Below are 19,279 nucleotides of genomic sequence, written 5' to 3' on the forward strand. Positions count from 1 at the left end.
CAGAACAGTGTGTCAGCCGAAGGCTGAGTCCTATCGGGGTGGTGGTCGGGCGGCGGGTGGGGGTGTCAGCCGAAGGCTGAGTCCTATCGGGGTGGTGGTCGGGTGGCGGGTGGGGGTGTCAGCCGAAGGCTGGGTCCTGTCGGGGTGGTGGTCGGGTGGCGGGTGGGGGTGTCAGGCACGGCCGCGTTCCGGGACGCGGCCGTCCCGTCAACCCAACGAGCGCTGCGCGCCAGCCGGTTCGGTCTCGGCGAGTGCGCGGCAGGCCGCATACGAGGTCATTTCGGTCAGACCCGGGAAGTAAACGTGCAAGGTGATCGCGGGCTCCAGCGCGTCGTTGACCACCTCGTGCACATATCCGGCGGCGAACACCCGCTGGTCGCCCGATTCGAGTGAGCGGCGCGCCTCGCCGGAGCCGGTGAGCGCGCGCTCGGTCAACTCGCCTTCCAGGACGGTCAGTACGCCCGAGGAGCGGCCGTGGTCGTGCAGCCCGCTGCCCTGCCCCGGGACCCAGCTCAGCAGCCACACCTCGTACCCGGGGCCGGTTTCCAGGCGCGCGTACCAGCGCGAGGTGGCGTCGTATCGCACGAGTGGCCGCCAGCGGTCGTGGTCGGCCGCGATGGTGCGGGCCAGGCCCGCGAATCCGGCGACAGTGGTCGGATGTCTGTGCACCGGCGGCAGCAGGTGCGGGAGTGCGAGCGGGTCACCGGCGATGGAGATGTCGGAGAGCTGGGGGGCCGGGTCGGCTGGGTTGGCGCGGTGCACGGGTGGTCCTAGCGGGAGGAGCAGACGGTGGAGTGCGCTTCGGGTGCGCTGCGGATGTTCGGCTGGCCGCGGGGTGAGCTCGGAGGGCTCGGCTGATGCCGAGTACGGGGGAACCTCGCGGAATCGCGGGTTCCGTTCCGTGCCGGTCAGCGAAGGGTCAGCGGCAACAGTTGTGACAGCAGCGACAGGAGAACGAGCCGTGGACCGGCACAGCGCGGTGGAACTCGCGGCTGCGAGCTCGGGTGGGCGCGTGGGTCTCGAACGACATGGACCTAAGAAGACCGGTTGGGCGGCCCGCCTGTCAACCTGATGTCGCGTTTGCCGTCAATGTTTCACCTGAACCGGTTGATCACCCTGATGAAAGGTTTGCTCAACAGTGTGCGGGCATACCTGCGGTGACATCGGCCCGCGGGGCGCCGTTGCGCATCTGTGATCGGACCGTGATCCGTCCCGCTCCGCCTATCGGGTGGAACGGTGCGGCGATCTGTCGCGTCTCAGTCGACATATGCGGGAGCTGGATCGGATCGCCGAGCGGCCGGTGTCGGGTATTGGGCCGATTTGAACACTTTCTGCATGGCCTTGGTTCCTCGGAGTGAATAAGGGGCTCAATAGCAGATCTCGGCTTGACTGGCCCGGATCGCACGCTTGTAATTTCACTCGTGTCGTTAGGCCTCAACCGGTAACGACAGCATCACGGGGAAGCGACGACGGACGAGGGGCGCGCATGACCGAGCAGTTCCAGCTACTGCTGTCCGAGGAGGCGGAAGAGGAGCTCGGGTGGCAGGAACGCGCACTGTGCGCGCAGACCGACCCCGAATCGTTCTTTCCGGAGAAAGGCGGCTCCACCCGCGAGGCCAAGAAGGTCTGTCTCGCGTGCGAGGTGCGCTCCGAGTGCCTCGAATACGCGCTGGCCAATGACGAGCGCTTCGGAATCTGGGGTGGTCTTTCCGAGCGGGAGCGCCGTCGTCTGAAGAAGGCGGCTATCTGAGCTCGTTGTTTTCCGGGGGGCAAGCCCCCCGGACCCCCCATGGGTCGTCGACGAGCGGTTAGTGTGGGTGGCCGTCCGAGACACGTCAGGCCCGCAAGGCGCCCTGCGCGTCCACCGCAGTCCAGCGAACCGGGGCCCGCACCTCGATGTCCGTGCAAAGCCAACAGGGGGCGTACTCCGCCCGTACTCCTGAACCTGAGTTCCCGCGTCACATCGTCACCGCGGTGCTCGTCGCCCACGACGGCGCCCGCTGGTTGCCTGACGCGCTCGCCGGCCTGCTCGGCCAGACCCGCCCGGTGCAGAGCGTCATCGCCTGCGACACCGGCAGCGCCGACGACACCGACCGGCTGCTCACCGAAGCGCTCGGCGCCGACCGGGTCCTGCACCTCGCCCGCCGCACCGGCTTCGGTGCCGCGGTCGCCGAGGCCGTGCAGACCTTCGGCCCGGTGCCGCCCGAGGAACTGCCGTACCTCCAACCGCCCAGCGCCTGGGACCCGGTCACCCGCACCTGGAACGACGACGTCTACGAGCAGGACCAGGAGCGGCCCGAGCCCGTCCAGTGGTTGTGGCTGCTGCACGACGACTGCGAACCGGCGCCCGAGGCCCTCGCCGAACTGCTGCGCGTCGCCGACTCCTCGCCCTCCGCGGGCGTCATCGGCCCCAAGGTGCGCAGCTGGTACGACCGCCGCTCGCTGCTCGAAGTCGGCGTCAGCATCGCCCGCAGCGGCCGCCGTTGGACCGGCCTGGAGCGCCGCGAGCAGGACCAGGGGCAGCACGACCAGGTCCGCCAGGTGCTCTCCGTCTCCTCGGCGGGCATGCTGGTCCGCCGCGACATATGGGAAGAACTCGGCGGATTCGACCGGCGATTGCCGCTGATGCGGGACGACGTCGACTTCTGCTGGCGCGCCCAGACCGCCGGCCACACCGTGCTGATCGCGCCGGAAGCCGTGCTGCGGCACGCCGAAGCCGCCTCCCGGGAACGGCGCACCGTCGACTGCGCCGGACGCTCCTCGGTCAACCCGCACCGGGTCGACAAGGCGGGCGCGGTCTTCACGCTGCTGGCCAACGCGCGTGGCGTACTGCTGCCCTACGTGGCGCTGCGCATCATCCTCAGCACCCTGCTGCGCACCCTCGGCTACCTCGTCGGCAAGGTGCCGGGCCAGGCGCTCGACGAGGTCGCGGGCCTGTTCGGGGTGCTGCTGCGGCCGGGCCGGATCCTGGGCGCCCGCAGGCGCAGGGGACGCCCGGTGGTGTCCCCGGCGGAACTGCGGCCGCTGTTCCCGCCACCCGGTGCGACGCTGCGGGCCAGCGTCGAGCAGGTGTACAGCAACCTCTCGGGCCGCTCCGAGCCCGACTCCTCCTCGGCCGGACGGCACGGCGGCGCCGTCGAGTCCGGGCCGGGCGACGACGACGCCGACTTCCTCGACGTCGAACAGTTCGCGCGGCTCAAGCGGATCGCCCGCAAACCCGCGCCCATGCTCTTCGTGGTGCTGCTGCTGGTCTCCCTGGCGGCCTGCCGGGGGCTGCTGTCCGGCGGCGCACTGTCCGGCGGCGCGCTGCTGCCCGCCCCCGGCGGCGCCTCCGACCTGTGGGGCGCCTACGGCGGTGCGTGGCACGCCGTCGGCACCGGCGACACCCAGGCCGCGCCGCCGTATCTCGCCGTCGTGGCGCTGCTGTCGACCGTGCTACTGGGCAGCACCAGCCTCGCGCTGACCCTGCTGCTGGTGTGCTCGGTCCCGCTCGCCGGTCTGAGCGCCTACTTCGCCTCCCGGCCGCTGGTCGAGTCCCGGCTGCTGCGCGCCTGGGGCGCCGTCGCCTACGCGTTCCTGCCCGCCGCCACCGGCGCGCTCGCCGCGGGCCGTCTGGGCACCGCGGTCCTCGCGATCCTGCTTCCGCTGATGGCCCGTGCCGCCGTGGCGGCCGGCGGCCTGCAACTGAGCGCGTCCGCCATCTCCCGTGGCGTACGGCCGGGTTGGCGGGCGAGCTGGGCGTACGCGCTGCTGCTCACCATCACCACCGCCTTCACCCCGGTGGTGTGGCCGGTCTCCGTGGCGCTCGCCGCCCTCGTGCTGGTGACGCGCGTGGTCCGCGGCCAGGCCGGTCTGCTGGTGCCGCAGGCGCTGCGCTTCCTCGTGGTCCTGGCGACCCCGCTCGTCGTGCTCGCGCCCTGGTCGGTGACGCTGCTGGCGCACCCGTCGTTCTTCCTGCGCGAGGCGGGGCTGCCGTACCGCGACGGCGCCGCCTCCGCCCTCGACCTGGTCATGCTCAGCCCCGGTGGCCCGAAGGCCTCCACCGGCTTCCTGCTGGCCGGTCTGGTGCTCGCAGGGCTCGCCGCGCTGCTGCGCGACGGGCGGCGGCTCGCCATCATGACCGCGTGGGGCGCCGCGCTCGCCGGGCTGCTGGCCGCCGCCCTGCAGAACGGCTACCGGTGGCCCGGGCCCACCACCCTGGTCTACGGTCTGGCGCTGATCGCCGCGGCCGCGGTCGGCGCGGAGGACGCCAAGACCCGTATCTCCGCGGCCGGATTCGGCTGGCGGCAGCCGGTCGCCGGTCTGATCGTGCTCGCCGCGGCCGCCGCGCCGCTGATCGCCGCGGCCAGCTGGATGGTTGACGGCGCGGCGGGACCGGTCAAGCGCGGTGACGCCGTACAGGTCCCGGCCTTCGTCGCCGAGGAGAGCTCAACCGCCGACCAGGCCCGCACGCTGGTGCTCGCCGGTGACCCGGGCCATGTGCGGTACGTGCTGGTGCGCGGCTCCGGTGCGCGGATGGGCGACGGCGAACTCGCCGCCGAGGCCGGGCACGACACCCGCCTGGACGGCATCGTCGCCAATCTCGTGGCCGGTTCCGGCGGCGACCAGAGCAGCCAGCTCAGCGGGTACGCGGTGCGCTACGTACTGCTGCAGCCGGGCGCGCCCGCCGAGATGGGCCGGGTGCTGGACAGCACCCCCGGTGTGACCCGGCTCAGCCAGAGCGGCGGTACCGCGCTGTGGCGGTTGAACAACAACGTCTCCCGCATCACCATCACCGCGCCCAAGGGCGCCGACGGCACCGCGGCCGCGTCGGTTCCGGTCGCCTCGGGCAAGGTCGAGGCGCACACCACGGTCCCGTCCGGCCCCGCCGGCCGCACGCTGCGCGTCGCGGACTCGGCCGACACCGGTTGGCAGGCGACCCTGGACGGCAAGCCGCTCACCGCGACCACCGTGGACGGTTGGGCGCAGGGCTTCCAACTCCCGGCGAACGGCGGCCGGTTGGACCTCACGTTCGCCGACCCCATGACGCACACCGTATGGCTGTGGGCACAGGGCTTCCTGGCGCTGGTCGTGCTCGTGCTCGCGCTGCCGGGTCGCCGTCGTGACGTCGACGACGACCTGCCGGAGGACCTGGCCGCCGAGACGGCCGCGATCCCCGCGCAGGCGACCGGCGGCGAGGGCCGCCGGGCCCGCCGCCTGCGTGCGGCCGGCGAGGCCGCCCAGCTCGCCGAGCCTGCCGAGCCCGTTTCCGCGCCCCTCGAACCGGAGGAGGAGCCGGAGCCGTACGCCGCCGTCCCGCACCAGGCCACCGCCCCGGAGCAGGACCCGTACGGCGCCGTGCCGCAGGTGCCGCACCAGCAGCAGGGCTACGAGGAGTGGAACGGGTACGCCTACCCGGCGGCACAGCCGGGGGAGTACGACCCGTACGCGGGCGGCCAGTACCAGCAGGACGTCCCATACCCGAACGGCGAGTACCCGAGCGACCAGTATCCGAACGGCGAGTACCCGAACGGCGAGTACGTCCAGTACCCGGACGGTACGTACCAGGGCGGCGAGTACGTCGACCCGTACGGCTACCAGCAGCCACCCCCGCCTCCGCCCTACGACCCGGCGTACGACGCCGGTGAGTACGGCCACCGCCGCGACGGGAGCGACCAGCAGTGAACCGCACCACCGTGTCCTTCATCGGCGTCGTCGCGGCCCTCGCCGCTGTCACCGGAGCGGCCACCGTGCTCGCGCCCGCCTCCGACGCGGGCAAGACGGCGCCAACGGCGGCTGTCCGCAAGCCCGTTGAGCGCTCGTCGCTGCTCTGCCCCGCCCCGGCGGGCGTCGACGCCGCGTCGACGACATACACCTCGTTCACCCCGGCGGGCAGCGGTCAGGCCAGCGGCGGCAGCGCGGTGCTGCAGCCCGGGCAGACCGTGGACGGCTCCGGAAGCTCCAACTCCGGCAGCGGCAAGGCCAGTTCCAACGCCAAGCCGGTCGCACCGCTCACCGATCCGGGCAAACCCGCCGCCGCCACGGTCGACAAGTCGCCAAGCCCGCTCATCGGCACCGCCGACGGGCGGTTCGCCCCCGGCTGGTCGGTCCAGGAAACCACCACCATCGACGCCGGGCCCGGCCGCGGCATGCTCGGGACGTCCTGCACCGCACCCGGCGCCGACTTCTGGTTCCCCGGCGCGAGCACCTCCAGCGACCGGCAGGACTACGTCCACCTCACCAACCCCGACGACACCGCCGCGGTCGCCGACATCGAGCTCTACGACAGCAACGGGCCGGTCAAGACCGCCAACGGTGAGGGCATCACCATCCCCGGCGGTTCCAGCGTCCCCGTACTGCTGTCCACTCTCACCTCGGCGCAGACCGCCGACCTGACCGTCCATGTCGCGGTGCGCGCCGGCCGGGTGGGTGCCGCGATCCAGGCGATGGACACCAGGAACGGCAGCGACTGGCTGCCCGCCTCGGCGACCCCGGCGACCAGCGCCGTACTGCCCGGCATCCCGGCCGACGCGACCTCGGTGCACCTGGTGGCGTACGCGACCGGCACCAACGACGCCGATCTGAAGGTCCAGTTGCTCACCCCGACCGGCGCGATCACCCCGGCGGGACACGAGACGCTGCACCTCAAGAGCGGCATGACGACCGCCACCGACCTGCCAGGACTGACCCAGGGCCAGGCCGGTTCGCTGCGGCTCACCCCGACGGACTCCGGCAGCGCCGCGTCCTTCGTGGTGGCCCTGCGGATCACTCGCGGCAAGAGCGGCTCACAGGAGATGGCGTTCCTGCCCGGTACCGCCGCCATCGGACAGCGCGCCACGGTGGCCGACAACCGGTCGAAGGGCGGCACGCTCTCCCTCACCGCGCCCACCGCGGACGCCACCGTCAAGGTCACCAGCTCGGCGGCCACCGGCGGCGGCTCGCCGGCCAGCAAGACCGTCAGCCTCAAGGCCGGTACGACCACCGCGCTGACCCCGCCCGACCCCGGCGGCAAGGGCACCTTCGCGGTCACCGTCGAACCGGTCTCCGGCGGCCCGGTCTACGCCTCCCGCACCCTCGCCGCGGACAACAACGGCATCCCGGACTTCACCATCCAGCCCATGCCGGACGACGGCGGCACGGTCGCCGTCCCCAACGCAGGCCAGGACCTACAGGTACTCCAGCACTAACCGCTGCGGGCACACGCCCTCGCGGGATGCCGGGGGTCCGGGGGCGCACCCCGAGAGGGACCGGGGCACAGCCCCGTGCGGGGGGCTGGCGGCGCAGGGCAGGCACCCCCCAAGGGGGGCGGGGGCACAGCCCCGTGCGGGGGTATGGGGGCGAAGCCCCCGAAGCGGGGTCCGGGGGCTTCGCCCCCGGAAGGCCCCCCTCATCCCTCAGCGGGAGGCGACTACTCCTCGCCGTACCGGGGATCCACGTTCTCCGGCGACAGCCCAAGCAGCTCCGCCACCTGCTCGACCACGACCTCGTGGACCAGCAGCGCCCGTTCGTCGCGGCCCTTCGCCCTGATCTCCACCGGTCGCCGGTAGACCACGATGCGGTTGCGCGGGCCCTTTCCGGAGGCACCCGCGCTGATCAGCCGACCGAGCGGTACGACATCGTCGTCAGGGGTGTCCGCGTTCGTCGGCGGCACGTCCTGCACCGCGAACTCGACCTCCGCCAGCTGCGGCCAGCGGCGCTCCAGGCGTTCCGCGGCGTCCCGCACCAGATCGTCGAAGGCGTCCGAGCGGCTCACCGACAGCGGCACCTGCGGGGGCGCGATCGGGCCGCGCATACCGCGTCCATGGCGGTCGCGCCGTCGCGGCAGCGGGCCGGTAGCAGGGGCGGCAGCCGCACCCTGGGACGGGGGCGGAACAGGAGTGTCCATCATGTCGAAGGGTAGCCGTCGGCAAGCCCACCGGATCGGCGCGGCACGTGGCGCCTCCCGCGGGGGCGGTGGGATTTTCCCGTGGGCTTGACCCCGGACCGCTCCGGCGCACCCGGCGGCGAAAACCCAAAAGATCCCCAAGCCTGGCGGGGCTCGCAGAGGTGGCGCGGCTCCCCGAAACGCTACCCCTGCGCGCGGGCGGCCGCCGGTACAACACCGGTGATGTCGCCCAATGTGCGTTCCCTTCGCAATCCGGACCGGTAGAATCCGCTTCGCTGATCGTGCGCTATACCACAATTGGCGCCATTTGCCCCGGTCGATGACCGCCACTGAAGGGGGCCCTGGCCACCGCCCAGCCCTGCCGCGCAGGTAGGACCGTACGTCACGAGATCGGGCGATCCCGGTGAACCGGGACGACACGAGCGGGTGAGGTCGTGGAGAGTCGTCGCGGCCCGCTCAAGAGTGCGGTACCGTCCAACGTCGTGAGCCCTGTACGTCGTTGTTCGCGCACCGCGTGCGGTCGTCCCGCCGTCGCGACGCTGACGTACGTCTACGCGGACTCGACGGCCGTCCTCGGTCCGCTCGCCACCTATGCCGAGCCGCACTGCTATGACCTGTGCTCCGAGCACTCCGCCCGGCTGACCGCACCCCGGGGCTGGGAAGTCGTCCGGCTCGCCGTCGACTCCGGGCCCGCCCGCCCGACCGGCGACGACCTCGAAGCGCTGGCGAACGCCGTACGTGAGGCAGCTCGCCCACAGGACCGCCCGAGCCCGCAGGCCACCCGCGAGGGGGACCCCGTAGAGGTCGCCAGGCGGGGGCACTTGAGGGTGCTGCGCTCGCCGGAACCGTAGGTCAGCGGCGCCCTCGAACGCATCCGTTGGGGTGGGCGTCGTCGCGGGTTCACCCCCCGTACGCCAAGGGCACCCAGGTACGCCGGGTAGGTTGGTGGGCCACTTGTCCACCCCGTGCCGCGTCGCCCGGCGCTGTTGATCCTGGAGCCGCTGTGCCCGACCTGAGCCAGATCGTGAAGGCGTACGACGTCCGCGGTGTCGTCCCCGACCAGTGGGACGAAGAGCTCGCCGAACTGTTCGGTGCGGCCTTCGCCACAGTGACGGGCGCCGACGCGATCGTCGTCGGCCACGACATGCGCCCGTCCTCGCCGGGCCTGACCCGCGCCTTCGCCAAGGGCGCCGCCTCCCGTGGCGCCGATGTCACCGAGATCGGGCTGTGCTCGACCGACGAGCTGTACTTCGCCTCCGGCCAGCTCGACCTTCCCGGCGCCATGTTCACCGCCAGCCACAACCCGGCCCAGTACAACGGCATCAAGATGTGCCGCGCCGGTGCCGCCCCCGTCGGCCAGGACACCGGCCTCGCCGAGATCCGTGAGCTCGCCGAGCAGTGGTCGGTCAGCGGCCTGCCCGCCACCGACGCCACCCCGGGCCGGATCACCCAGCAGGACGTACTCGGCGACTACGCCGGATACCTGCGCGACCTGGTCGACCTCACCGGGATCCGCCGCCTCAAGGTCGTCGTCGACGCCGGAAACGGCATGGGCGGCCACACCGTGCCCACCGTCTTCGACGGCCTGCCCATCGACCTCACCCCGATGTACTTCGAGCTCGACGGCACCTTCCCCAACCACGAGGCCAACCCCCTCGACCCCAAGAACCTCGTCGACCTGCAGCACAAGGTCCGCGAGGTGGGCGCCGACATCGGCCTCGCCTTCGACGGTGACGCCGACCGCTGCTTCGTCATCGACGAGCGCGGCGAGCCGGTCTCGCCGTCCGCGATCACCGCACTGGTCGCCGCCCGCGAACTGGCCAAGCACCCCGGCGAGACGATCATCCACAACCTGATCACCTCCTGGTCGGTGCCCGAGGTCGTCAAGGAGCAGGGCGGCCAGGCGGTACGCACCCGCGTCGGCCACTCGTTCATCAAGCAGGAGATGGCCCGCACCGGCGCGATCTTCGGCGGCGAGCACTCCGCGCACTACTACTTCCGGGACTTCTGGAAGGCCGACACCGGCATGCTCGCCGCACTGCACGTCCTCGCCGCGCTCGGCGAGCAGGACGGCACGCTGTCGCAGCTGGTCGCCGAGTACGACCGGTACGCCGCCTCCGGTGAGATCAACTCCACCGTCGCCGACCAGGCCGAGCGCACCGCCGCCGTCCGCACCGCGTTCGAGGGCCGCGAGGGCGTCACCTTCGACGAGCTCGACGGCATGACGGTCACCGGCCGCGACTGGTGGTTCAACCTGCGCCCCTCCAACACCGAGCCGCTCCTCCGGCTCAACGTCGAGGCCCGCGACACGGCCACCGTCGAGCGCCTCCGCGACGAGGTCCTGGCGATCGTCCGCGCCTGAACCACCCACTTGGCGGGGGTCCGGGGACCCTTCCCCGGACCCCCGCCGGGTGCCTCCCGGCGGTACGCTGACCACGCCGTACCGACAACGGCGCGGCGACGACCGTGACGCAACGGACCACCCGGCGGCCCGGTCGCCGTACCCGCACCGCGCAACCATCACACCACCCGCCGAAGAGGACACGCCCCATGCCGCTCGAACCCAGCCTCCTGGAGATCCTCGCCTGCCCGGCCTGCCACGCCCCGCTCCGCGAGAGCGCCGCCGAGGCCGCCGCCGAGGCCGAGCTGATCTGCACCAGCGGGGACTGCGGCCTGGCCTACCCGGTACGGGACGAGATCCCCGTGCTCCTCATCGACGAGGCCCGTCGACCCGCCTAACCGGGTGCGACGGCACCAGGCCGGAGGACACGATGCTCGACGAGGCTCTGCTCGACAGTCCCGACGCCCTTGCCCGCGCCGACACCGGCGGGCTGCTGCCCGGCGTGGCCGCGGCGGGCGCCCGGGTCCGTACCGCCGCCCGAGCCGCGGCCGAAGCCGGGCTCGCCGACCTCAAACCCGACGGCCGCCCCCGCACCATCATCATCGCGGGGCCCGGGTCGGCGCCCACGCAGCTCGCCGACCTGCTCGGCGCCCTCGCCGCCTGCCCGATCCTGCCGCTGGCACCCACCGGCAGCGCGCCCACCGCCCAGGAACTGCGCTGGACCCTGCCCGGCTGGGCCGGACCGCTCGACCTGCTGCTGCTCACCACCGCGGACGGCACCGAACCGGGTCTGACCAGCCTGGTGGAACAGGCCTACCGGCGTGGCTGCACCGTCGCCGGGGTCGCCCCGGCCGGTACGCCGCTCACCGGAGCGCTCCAGCAGGCGCACGGCCTGGCGCTGCCGTTCGCACCACCCGCGTACCGCCCGACCGCCACCGAGGTCTACGACGCCGTATACGGTGCGGAACAGGCCATTCCGGTCGACCCCGGCGCCTTCTGGGCGCTGCTCACCCCGCTGCTGGCCCTCACCGACCGGATGGGGCTGCTGTCCGCACCGCCGGACGTCGTCGAGGCCGTCGCCGACCGGCTGGACGCCGCCGCGGACCGCTTCGGCCCGGCCGCCGAGACCTACCGCAACCCGGCCAAGACCCTCGCCGTCGAACTCGCCCACTCGCTACCGCTGGTGTGGAGCGAGGGCGCCACCGTCGCCCCGGCCGCCCGCCGCTTCGCCGCCGTCCTCACCTCGCTGGCCGGCCGCCCGGCACTCGCCGCGGCGCTGCCCGAAGCCATCGCGGAACACGGCGCGCTCCTCGACGGCACCCTGGCACCCGGCACCGACGACCTCGACGACTTCTTCCGCGACCGGGTCGAGGAACCGGACGGACTGAAGCTGCGGATCGTGCTGCTGCGCGAACCGGAGACCGAACCCGCCACCGCGGCCCACGAGGCGGCCAACGCCCACGGCACACCGCTCAGCGAGATCGACGCCGCGGACGGCAGCCCCGCCGAAACCCTCGCCGAACTGCTCGCCCTCACCGATTTCGCCGCTGTTTACCTGGCGCTCACCCCCGCCGAGGGATCATCGGCGTGACGCCGCCGTGCGCCCCCGCGGGCGCACCCGACACGCACCGAAGAGGAACACCGAACCGCATGGACCGCCTCGTCAACACCGTGCGCCCCTACGCCTGGGGCTCCACGACCGCCATCCCCGAACTGCTCGGCACCGAGCCCACCGGTGAACCGCAGGCCGAGCTGTGGATGGGCGCTCACCCCGGCGCGCCCTCGCGACTCGACCGCGGCACCGGCCTGATGCCGCTCAACGAGGTCATCGACGCCGACCCGTACGGCGAACTCGGCAAGGCGGCCGTCGAACGCTTCGGGCCGCGGCTGCCGTTCCTCTTCAAGGTGCTGGCGGCCGGCGCACCGCTGTCCGTGCAGGTGCACCCCGACCTCGACCAGGCCAAGGCCGGCTTCGCCGACGAGGAGGACCGCGGCGTCCCCACCGACGCACCGCACCGCAACTACAAGGACGCCAACCACAAGCCGGAGATGATCTGCGCACTGACGTCCTTCGACGGCCTGTGCGGTTTCCGCCACCCCGCCGAGGCCTCCGAACTGCTGGCAGGCCTCGGCGTCAACGCCCTCAAGCCGTACGTGGACATCCTGCGCGCCCGGCCCGAGAGCGAGGCACTGCGCGAGGTGCTGGCCGCCGTACTGAGCGCCGACCGCGAGGCGATGGCCGAAACCGTCGAGCAGGCCGCGGAGGCGGCAGCCCGACTCGCCACGGAAGGCGGCAAGTTCGCCGACGCCTACGCCGCCTACGCGTCCGCGGCCCACCACTTCCCCGGCGACCCGGGCGTCATCGCCGCCATGCTGCTCAACCACGTACGCCTGCAGCCCGGCGAGGCGCTCTACCTCGGCGCCGGTGTACCGCACGCCTACCTCAACGGGCTCGGCGTGGAGATCATGGCCAACTCCGACAACGTGCTGCGCTGCGGCCTCACCCCCAAGCACGTCGACGTCCCCGAACTGCTGCGCATCGTCCGCTTCGAGTCCGGCGACGCGGGCGTGCTGCGCCCGGAGGAGAGCGGCGACGGCGAAGAGGTGTACGACACCCCGATCGACGAGTTCCGGCTCTCCCGCTACGCACTCGCCCCCGGCGGCCGCCCCCGCTCCCTCGACGCCCGCACCCCGCAGATCCTGCTGTGCACCGCGGGCACGGTGACGCTGCACGGTCCCGACGACACCCAACTCACCCTGGAGCGCGGCGAGTCCGCGTTCGTCCCGGCCGACGAACCCATCACGCTCGACGGCGAGGGAACGGTCTTCCGCGCTACCGTCGTCGCCTGACCGCCGGTGAGCGCATCAGGCGGAACACGGGCCATCGTCGCGGCGCTGGGCGCCAACCTGGCGATCGCGGCGGCCAAGTTCGTCGCGTTCGCCTTCAGCGGCTCGTCGTCCATGCTCGCCGAAGGAGTGCACTCGGTCGCCGACTCCGGCAACCAGGCGCTGCTGCTCATCGGCGGCAAGCGCGCGAAGAAGCAGGCCACCGAGGAGCACCCCTTCGGCTACGGCCGGGAACGCTACGTCTTCGGATTCCTGGTCTCCGTCGTCCTCTTCAGCGTCGGCGGGGTCTTCGCGCTCTACGAGGGCTACGAGAAGGTACGGCACCCGCACGCGTTGCAGGACTGGTACTGGCCGGTGGGCGTCCTGGTCTTCGCCGTCATCGCGGAGGGGTTCTCCTTCCGGACCGCCGTCCGGGAGTCCAACCAGCTGCGCGGCACGCTCGGTTGGGTGCAGTTCATCCGCCGGGCCAAGGCACCCGAGCTGCCGGTCGTCCTCCTGGAGGACTTCGGGGCGCTCATCGGACTGGTCCTCGCCCTGGGCGGGGTGGGCCTGTCACTGGCGACCGGCGACGGTGTGTGGGACGGCGTGGGCACCTTGTGCATCGGCGCCCTGCTGATCGCCATCGCCCTGGTGCTGGCCGCGGAGACCAAGTCGCTGCTGCTCGGAGAATCCGCGGGACCGGAGACGGTCGCGGCCATTCGCGCCGCCGCCGTGGACGGCGAGGTCGTCACCCGCGTCATCCACATGCGCACCCTCCACCTCGGCCCCGAGGAACTGCTGGTCGCCGCCAAGATCGCGGTCCGGCACGATGACACGGCCGCCCAGGTCGCCCGCGCCATCGACGCCGCCGAAGCCCGTATCCGCGAGGCCGTCCCCATCGCCCGCGTCATCTACCTCGAACCGGACATCTTCCGGGGAGCCTGACGGACCACCGGGGGTTTGAGGGCACCCGCCCCTCAAACCCCCTTGGAAGCAGCGCTGTTGAACCCCCGCTACCGCACCTCTGCCAGTACCCGCATGATCTCCGCGCGGGTCGGCGCCAACGCCAGCCGCTCGCGGAACCCGGCGTCCATCAGCTTGCGGGACAGCAGCGCCAGGATCCGCAGATGCTCATCCCCAGCCGCCGCCTCCGGCACCGAGATCATGAAGATGAGCTTGGCCTTCGTCCCGTCCAGCGCACCCCACTCGATCCCCTCGCCGGACCGGGCGAACCCGACCAGCGGAGCGGTCACCGCATCGGTCTTGGCATGCGGGATCGCTATCTCCTCGCCGAGCCCCGTGGTGCCCTGCGCCTCCCGCGCGAGCGCGGCGGCGACCAGGGCGTCGACATCGGCGACCTTCCCGGTGTCCGCCAGCAGACCCGCCATCTCCCGTATCGCGGCCTCCTTACCGCCCGCCGCCAGTTCCTCCCTGACCGTCCGCTCGGTGAGATAGCCGGACAGCACCTCGCCGTCGGGCCGGGCGTCCACGGCGGTCGCGGCGGTGCCGGCCGCCTCGATCACGGGCTCGGCGGTACGGCTCCCGGCGGCGGGGACCGCGGTGGCCACGGCCGCCTCCGGTTCCGCGGCGGCCGGAGCCTCGGCGGCGGCGGTGGCGGCCGCCGTGTCGGCGGTGCCGCGGGTACGCGTACCGGCGGCGCTGGCCGTCGTCGCTACGGCGGCCCCGACCCCGGCCAGCGCGGGCTCCGGCACCGCCACCGGCAGCGGGCCCGCGGTCGGTGCGACGTCCTTCTTCTCCTCCTTTTCCTCCAGCGAGACAAGCGCCACCGTGCTCAGCGCGGTCACCAGCGTGCCGATCGCCACCGCGACGAAGAACACCGGCACACCGCCGACCGCACCCAGCACCGCCACGATCGGCCCGCCGTGCGGCACCGCGTCCTTCACCCCGGCCATCCCCGCGACGGCACCGGCCACCGCGCCACCGAGCATGTTCGCCGGAATGACCTTCGCGGGCCGCGCCGCAGCGAACGGAATCGCGCCCTCCGAGATGCCGAAGCAGCCCATGAACAGGGCCGCTATACCGGTCTCCCGCTCCTGGGCGGTGTAGAGGTGGCGGCGGATCAGCGTCGCCAGACCCTGGCCGAGCGGCATCACCGGGATCGCCGCCGCACACATGCCCATGACCGTCTGGTTTCCGGACGCGATCAGACCGGCGCCGAACAGGAACGCGGTCTTGTTGACCGGACCGCCCATGTCGAACGCGATCATCAGGCCGAGGATCGCGCCCAGCACGATCGCGCTGGACCCCGTCATCCCGCCGAGCCAACTGGTCAGATGCGCGAACACCCATGAGATCGGCTTGCCGATGACATAGATGAAGAACAGACCCAGCGTGGTCGTGGCGACTATCGGGATCACAATGATCGGCATGATCGGCCGGACGAACTTCGGGACCTTGACCTTCTTGATCCACAGCACCAGATAACCGGCGAGGAAGCCGGTGACGATGGCCCCGATGAAGCCCGCACCCGCCTTGGAGTCGTACAGCGCCCCGGTGTTGGCTATCCAGCCGCCGATCATGCCCGGCACCAGCGCGGGACGGTCACCGATCGCATAGGCGATGTAGCCGGACAGGATCGGCACCATCAGGGTGAAACCGATCGTGCCGATGTCGTTCACATGCGCCCAGAAGCTGCCCTTCGGGATGACCAGACCGCCCGAGGGGTCCGGGTGGCCGCCCAGCGCCAGCGACACCGCCAGCAGCAGACCACCGACCACGACGAACGGGATCATGTAGCTGACACCGTTCATCAGCGCCTTGTAGGCGACGCCGCGCTCCCTGCCCCCACTGTCGGAGCCGGACGGTGCGGCTCCCTCCGCCGAGTGGACCGGTGCGCTGCGCACCCGCTCGATCAGCCGCTCCGGATGGCTGATGCCCTCGGAGACCCCGACGCTGAGCACCCGCTTGCCGACGAAGCGGCTGAGGTCGACGTCCTTGTCCGCCGCGATGATGACACCGTCGGCCTGGTTGACATCGTTGTCGGTCAGGATGTTCTCGGCGCCGATCGAGCCCTGCGTCTCTACCTTCATCTCGACGCCGAGCGCCTCCGCGGCCTGGGACAGCTTCTCCGCTGCCATATAGGTATGCGCGATGCCGGTGGGACAGGCGGTTACCGCGAGCAGCCTCAGCCTCTCGTGTGCGGTCCCCGCGTCGCTGGGGGGATCGGCAGGCCTGGTCACGTCGTCTCTCCTTCAGCCGTCCTGCGCGAGTGACAAGAGTGCGAGTGTCAAGAGTGTTCTCGCATCGATCGCATCCCGCAACACGTATGGAGCAAAGCGGAAGTTGACGAACGTCCTCGATATCACTGCGGGCAATCCCGGACCGAGGCCGCAGACGCGCCGCGCACTCCTTCCAAGGCTTCTTCTACGGACTGGGGCCCGCTGGGCCGTTCGGTGTAGATTCGTCAGCAAAGCCAGACGTCGCTGCTGATGGCGGTCGGGCGGTCCCGAACGCGCGGACCGGCCGAGGGAGAGAGGGCCTCCGACGGGCTGCGCTGCGGTACGAGGACCGGCACCCCCGGTCCTCTTCGGCGCGTCCGCCCGGACCCGCCGCACGGCCGCAGCGGTCAGACCGATGCCCACCCTCGACCCGATCCGCGAGGAGCACACCGCATGACGTCGACCTCCACCAGCCCCGACTTCAAGGTTGCCGACCTTTCCCTGGCACCTTTCGGCCGCAAGGAGATCACGCTCGCCGAGCACGAGATGCCCGGCCTGATGGCGATCCGCAAGGAGTACGCCGACGCCCAGCCGCTCGCCGGTGCCCGCGTCACCGGCTCGCTGCACATGACCGTGCAGACCGCCGTGCTCATCGAGACCCTCGTCGCGCTGGGCGCCGAGGTCCGCTGGGCCTCGTGCAACATCTTCTCCACCCAGGACCACGCCGCCGCGGCCATCGCCGTCGGCCCCAACGGCACCCCGGACAACCCGCAGGGCGTCCCGGTCTTCGCCTGGAAGGGCGAGACGCTGGAGGAGTACTGGTGGTGCACGGAACAGGCTCTGACTTGGCCGAACAGCCCCACCGGCGGCCCGAACATGATCCTCGACGACGGTGGCGACGCCACCCTGCTCGTCCACAAGGGCGTGGAGTTCGAGAAGGCCGGCTCGGCCCCCGACCCCTCCACCGCTGACAGCGACGAGTACCGCGTCATCCTGCAGCTGCTGAACCGCACCCTCGCCGAGAACCCCAACAAGTGGACCCGGCTCGCCTCCGAGATCCGCGGCGTCACCGAGGAGACCACCACCGGCGTCCACCGCCTCTACGAGATGCAGCAGGCGGGCTCGCTCCTCTTCCCGGCGATCAACGTCAACGACGCGGTCACCAAGTCCAAGTTCGACAACAAGTACGGCTGCCGCCACTCCCTGATCGACGGCATCAACCGCGCCACCGACGTCCTCATCGGCGGCAAGGTCGCGGTCGTCTGCGGCTACGGCGACGTGGGCAAGGGCTGCGCCGACTCGCTGCGCGGCCAGGGCGCCCGGGTGATCATCACCGAGATCGACCCGATCTGCGCCCTGCAGGCCGCGATGGACGGCTACCAGGTCAGCACGCTCGACGACGTCGTCGGCATCGCCGACATCTTCGTCACCGCGACCGGCAACAAGGACATCATCATGGCCTCCGACATGGCCAAGATGAAGCACCAGGCCATCGTCGGAAACATCGGCCACTTCGACAACGAGATCGACATGGCCGGCCTCGCCAAGGTCCCGGGCATCGTCAAGACCGAGGTCAAGCCGCAGGTCCACACCTGGACCTTCCCGGACGGCAAGACCTTGATCGTGCTGTCCGAGGGCCGCCTGCTCAACCTGGGCAACGCCACCGGCCACCCTTCCTTCGTGATGTCCAACAGCTTCGCCAACCAGACGATCGCCCAGATCGAGCTGTTCACCAAGCCCGAGGCCTACCCGACCGGCGTCTACGTGCTCCCCAAGCAGCTCGACGAGAAGGTCGCCCGGCTCCACCTCGACGCCCTCGGCGTCAAGCTCACCGCCCTGCGCCCCGAGCAGGCCGCCTACATCGGCGTCCCGGTCGAGGGCCCGTACAAGCCGGACCACTACCGCTACTAGTCCCACCAGTCCGGCGAACACTGACCGGAACGCAAGACCGGTCAGCACCGATGCACCGAGCGAGGGCCCCCGTCGGTACCCCCGGCGGGGGCCTCGCCGTTCGGAGAACCGAAAGCCCCCACCATGCCCCGCGGCCGCTACTCGTTCTACGACACGCACGATCACACCCCCCTTGGCGAAGAACACTTCCACTGCGCCACCGGCACCTCCGGCTGGCGCTACACCGCTCGCACCACCACGCCGAACGGTCAGGACTCCGGATCCGTCGACCTCACCATCGACGACCTCGGCCGCCCCATCCGACTCGAACTCCACGCGGGCGGATGGCAGGTCCGCGGCGCCGCGCTGGACGGCGTGACCTGGGTCCGTACTGACCCCAGCGGCGACCACGCCCAAGAAGGCAACGCCGTGGCCCATGCCTTCACCGGAACCTCCCCCGCCTTCCTCGTTGCCACGGCGCGTCTGCTCCGCCTCTCTCCAGGCGCCCCCGCGACCCGCGTCCGACTCGTCGCCCTCACCTCCCCCGTCCTCGCACCCAGGACCCTCGACCAGTCCTGGGCCCTGTTGGACAGGACAGCACATGCCACTGACAACGGCTCGCTGATCGTGGACGAGTACCAGGTCAACGACCTGGAGACCGGTGAGCAGAGCACGGTCCACCTCGCGGGAGACGTCGTGCTCGCCGCCCCCGGCATCGAACTGGAGGACCTGGAGAGCCCGCCGTCCACGTTCGACTGACCAGCCGATGACAGGGGCACGGCCGCAGGATGGCCAGGCGGTGGCCGCACGATGTGCAAACACCCCTGCTGACCTGCTAATCTCCAATGCACCTCGCGAGACCCGTTGACACGGGAGGAGTGAGGAGGTAGATTCAAACGGTTGTCACGAAGTAGACATGTACGTGACGGTCGGGTAGCCTCTACCCCCTGCTTCACGGAATTCCTTCGGTGAAGCGCTGTAGTATCCCTTCCGAATTACTACCGGAAATGCGAACGCCGATTGGCTCGGCCGAAAGCGGATCTGATAGAGTCGGAAACACCGGAAAGCGAAAGCCAGAAGGTAATCCCGCCAGCGGGAATCGGGTCGGAAAAGATCTGATAAGCTGGAGAAACCGAAGGGAAAGCCCGGAGGGGCCGGTGAAACGGTCTCGAAGGAAGC

15 protein-coding genes are annotated in these 19,279 nt (G+C 71.3%); 11 read left to right on the plus strand and 4 right to left on the minus strand.

Annotated elements, in window-relative coordinates; genetic code table 11:
* Positions 1-207: 207 nt before the first annotated feature.
* Positions 208-762, minus strand: coding sequence for a cysteine dioxygenase (locus P2L57_RS33200; protein ID WP_275820958.1), 555 nt, complete (start codon positions 760-762; stop codon positions 208-210).
* A gap of 724 nt (positions 763-1,486) precedes the next feature.
* Between P2L57_RS33200 and P2L57_RS33205 the strand changes: the two genes are divergently transcribed.
* The 3 genes from P2L57_RS33205 (at position 1,487) to P2L57_RS33215 (ending at position 7,166) form a co-directional block, all read left to right on the plus strand.
* Positions 1,487-1,750, plus strand: a complete 264-nt coding sequence (locus tag P2L57_RS33205) for a WhiB family transcriptional regulator (protein ID WP_255932689.1) — start codon at positions 1,487-1,489, stop codon at positions 1,748-1,750.
* Between the two features lie 146 nt (positions 1,751-1,896).
* Entirely contained in the window at positions 1,897-5,664 is a 3,768-nt protein-coding gene (locus P2L57_RS33210; protein WP_275820960.1) for a glycosyltransferase family 2 protein, read from the plus strand.
* The gene (locus P2L57_RS33215) at positions 5,661-7,166 is read left to right on the plus strand and encodes a DUF5719 family protein (RefSeq protein WP_275820962.1); all 1,506 of its coding nucleotides are present in this window, start codon (positions 5,661-5,663) and stop codon (positions 7,164-7,166) included. Before P2L57_RS33210 ends, P2L57_RS33215 begins: the two co-directional genes overlap by 4 nt.
* A 221-nt stretch (positions 7,167-7,387) precedes the next feature.
* Here P2L57_RS33215 and P2L57_RS33220 read toward each other — a convergent pair whose 3' ends face one another.
* Positions 7,388-7,864, minus strand: coding sequence for a metallopeptidase family protein (locus P2L57_RS33220; RefSeq protein ID WP_275820991.1), 477 nt, complete (start codon positions 7,862-7,864; stop codon positions 7,388-7,390).
* A 434-nt stretch (positions 7,865-8,298) separates the two neighbouring features.
* On the opposite strand from P2L57_RS33220, the gene P2L57_RS33225 reads away from it, so the two are divergent.
* The 6 genes from P2L57_RS33225 (at position 8,299) to P2L57_RS33250 (ending at position 13,976) form a co-directional block, all read left to right on the plus strand.
* The gene (locus P2L57_RS33225; protein WP_275820964.1) at positions 8,299-8,715 is read left to right on the plus strand and encodes a DUF3499 domain-containing protein; all 417 of its coding nucleotides are present in this window, start codon (positions 8,299-8,301) and stop codon (positions 8,713-8,715) included.
* 152 nt (positions 8,716-8,867) lie between these two features.
* Entirely contained in the window at positions 8,868-10,226 is a 1,359-nt protein-coding gene (locus P2L57_RS33230; RefSeq protein ID WP_275820966.1) for a phosphomannomutase/phosphoglucomutase, read from the plus strand.
* Positions 10,227-10,414: 188 nt separating this feature from the next.
* Complete coding sequence (locus tag P2L57_RS33235; RefSeq protein WP_275820968.1) at positions 10,415-10,603, plus strand: Trm112 family protein; 189 nt, start codon at positions 10,415-10,417, stop codon at positions 10,601-10,603.
* A gap of 32 nt (positions 10,604-10,635) precedes the next feature.
* Positions 10,636-11,796, plus strand: coding sequence for an SIS domain-containing protein (locus P2L57_RS33240; RefSeq protein WP_275820970.1), 1,161 nt, complete (start codon positions 10,636-10,638; stop codon positions 11,794-11,796).
* A 59-nt stretch (positions 11,797-11,855) separates the two neighbouring features.
* Positions 11,856-13,055, plus strand: a complete 1,200-nt coding sequence (manA, locus tag P2L57_RS33245) for a mannose-6-phosphate isomerase, class I (RefSeq protein WP_275820972.1) — start codon at positions 11,856-11,858, stop codon at positions 13,053-13,055.
* A 6-nt stretch (positions 13,056-13,061) separates the two neighbouring features.
* Positions 13,062-13,976, plus strand: a complete 915-nt coding sequence (locus P2L57_RS33250; protein ID WP_275820974.1) for a cation diffusion facilitator family transporter — start codon at positions 13,062-13,064, stop codon at positions 13,974-13,976.
* 68 nt (positions 13,977-14,044) lie between these two features.
* Here the strand turns inward: P2L57_RS33250 and P2L57_RS33255 are convergent, their stop codons facing one another.
* On the minus strand, positions 14,045-16,231 hold the full coding sequence (locus P2L57_RS33255) for a fructose-specific PTS transporter subunit EIIC (RefSeq protein WP_275820976.1): 2,187 nt from the start codon (positions 16,229-16,231) through the stop codon (positions 14,045-14,047).
* Positions 16,232-16,663: 432 nt separating this feature from the next.
* On the opposite strand from P2L57_RS33255, the gene ahcY reads away from it, so the two are divergent.
* On the plus strand, positions 16,664-18,121 hold the full coding sequence (ahcY, locus tag P2L57_RS33260) for an adenosylhomocysteinase (protein WP_275820978.1): 1,458 nt from the start codon (positions 16,664-16,666) through the stop codon (positions 18,119-18,121).
* A 123-nt stretch (positions 18,122-18,244) separates the two neighbouring features.
* On the plus strand, positions 18,245-18,859 hold the full coding sequence (locus P2L57_RS33265) for a hypothetical protein (RefSeq protein ID WP_275820980.1): 615 nt from the start codon (positions 18,245-18,247) through the stop codon (positions 18,857-18,859).
* Positions 18,860-19,052: 193 nt separating this feature from the next.
* Here the strand turns inward: P2L57_RS33265 and P2L57_RS33270 are convergent.
* Positions 19,053-19,279 (minus strand): hypothetical protein (locus tag P2L57_RS33270; RefSeq protein ID WP_275820982.1); only part of this gene is annotated, 227 nt, incomplete at its 5' end.

Source organism: Streptantibioticus ferralitis, assembly GCF_029223525.1.
Taxonomy (GTDB): Bacteria; Actinomycetota; Actinomycetes; order Streptomycetales; family Streptomycetaceae; genus Streptantibioticus_A; species Streptantibioticus_A ferralitis.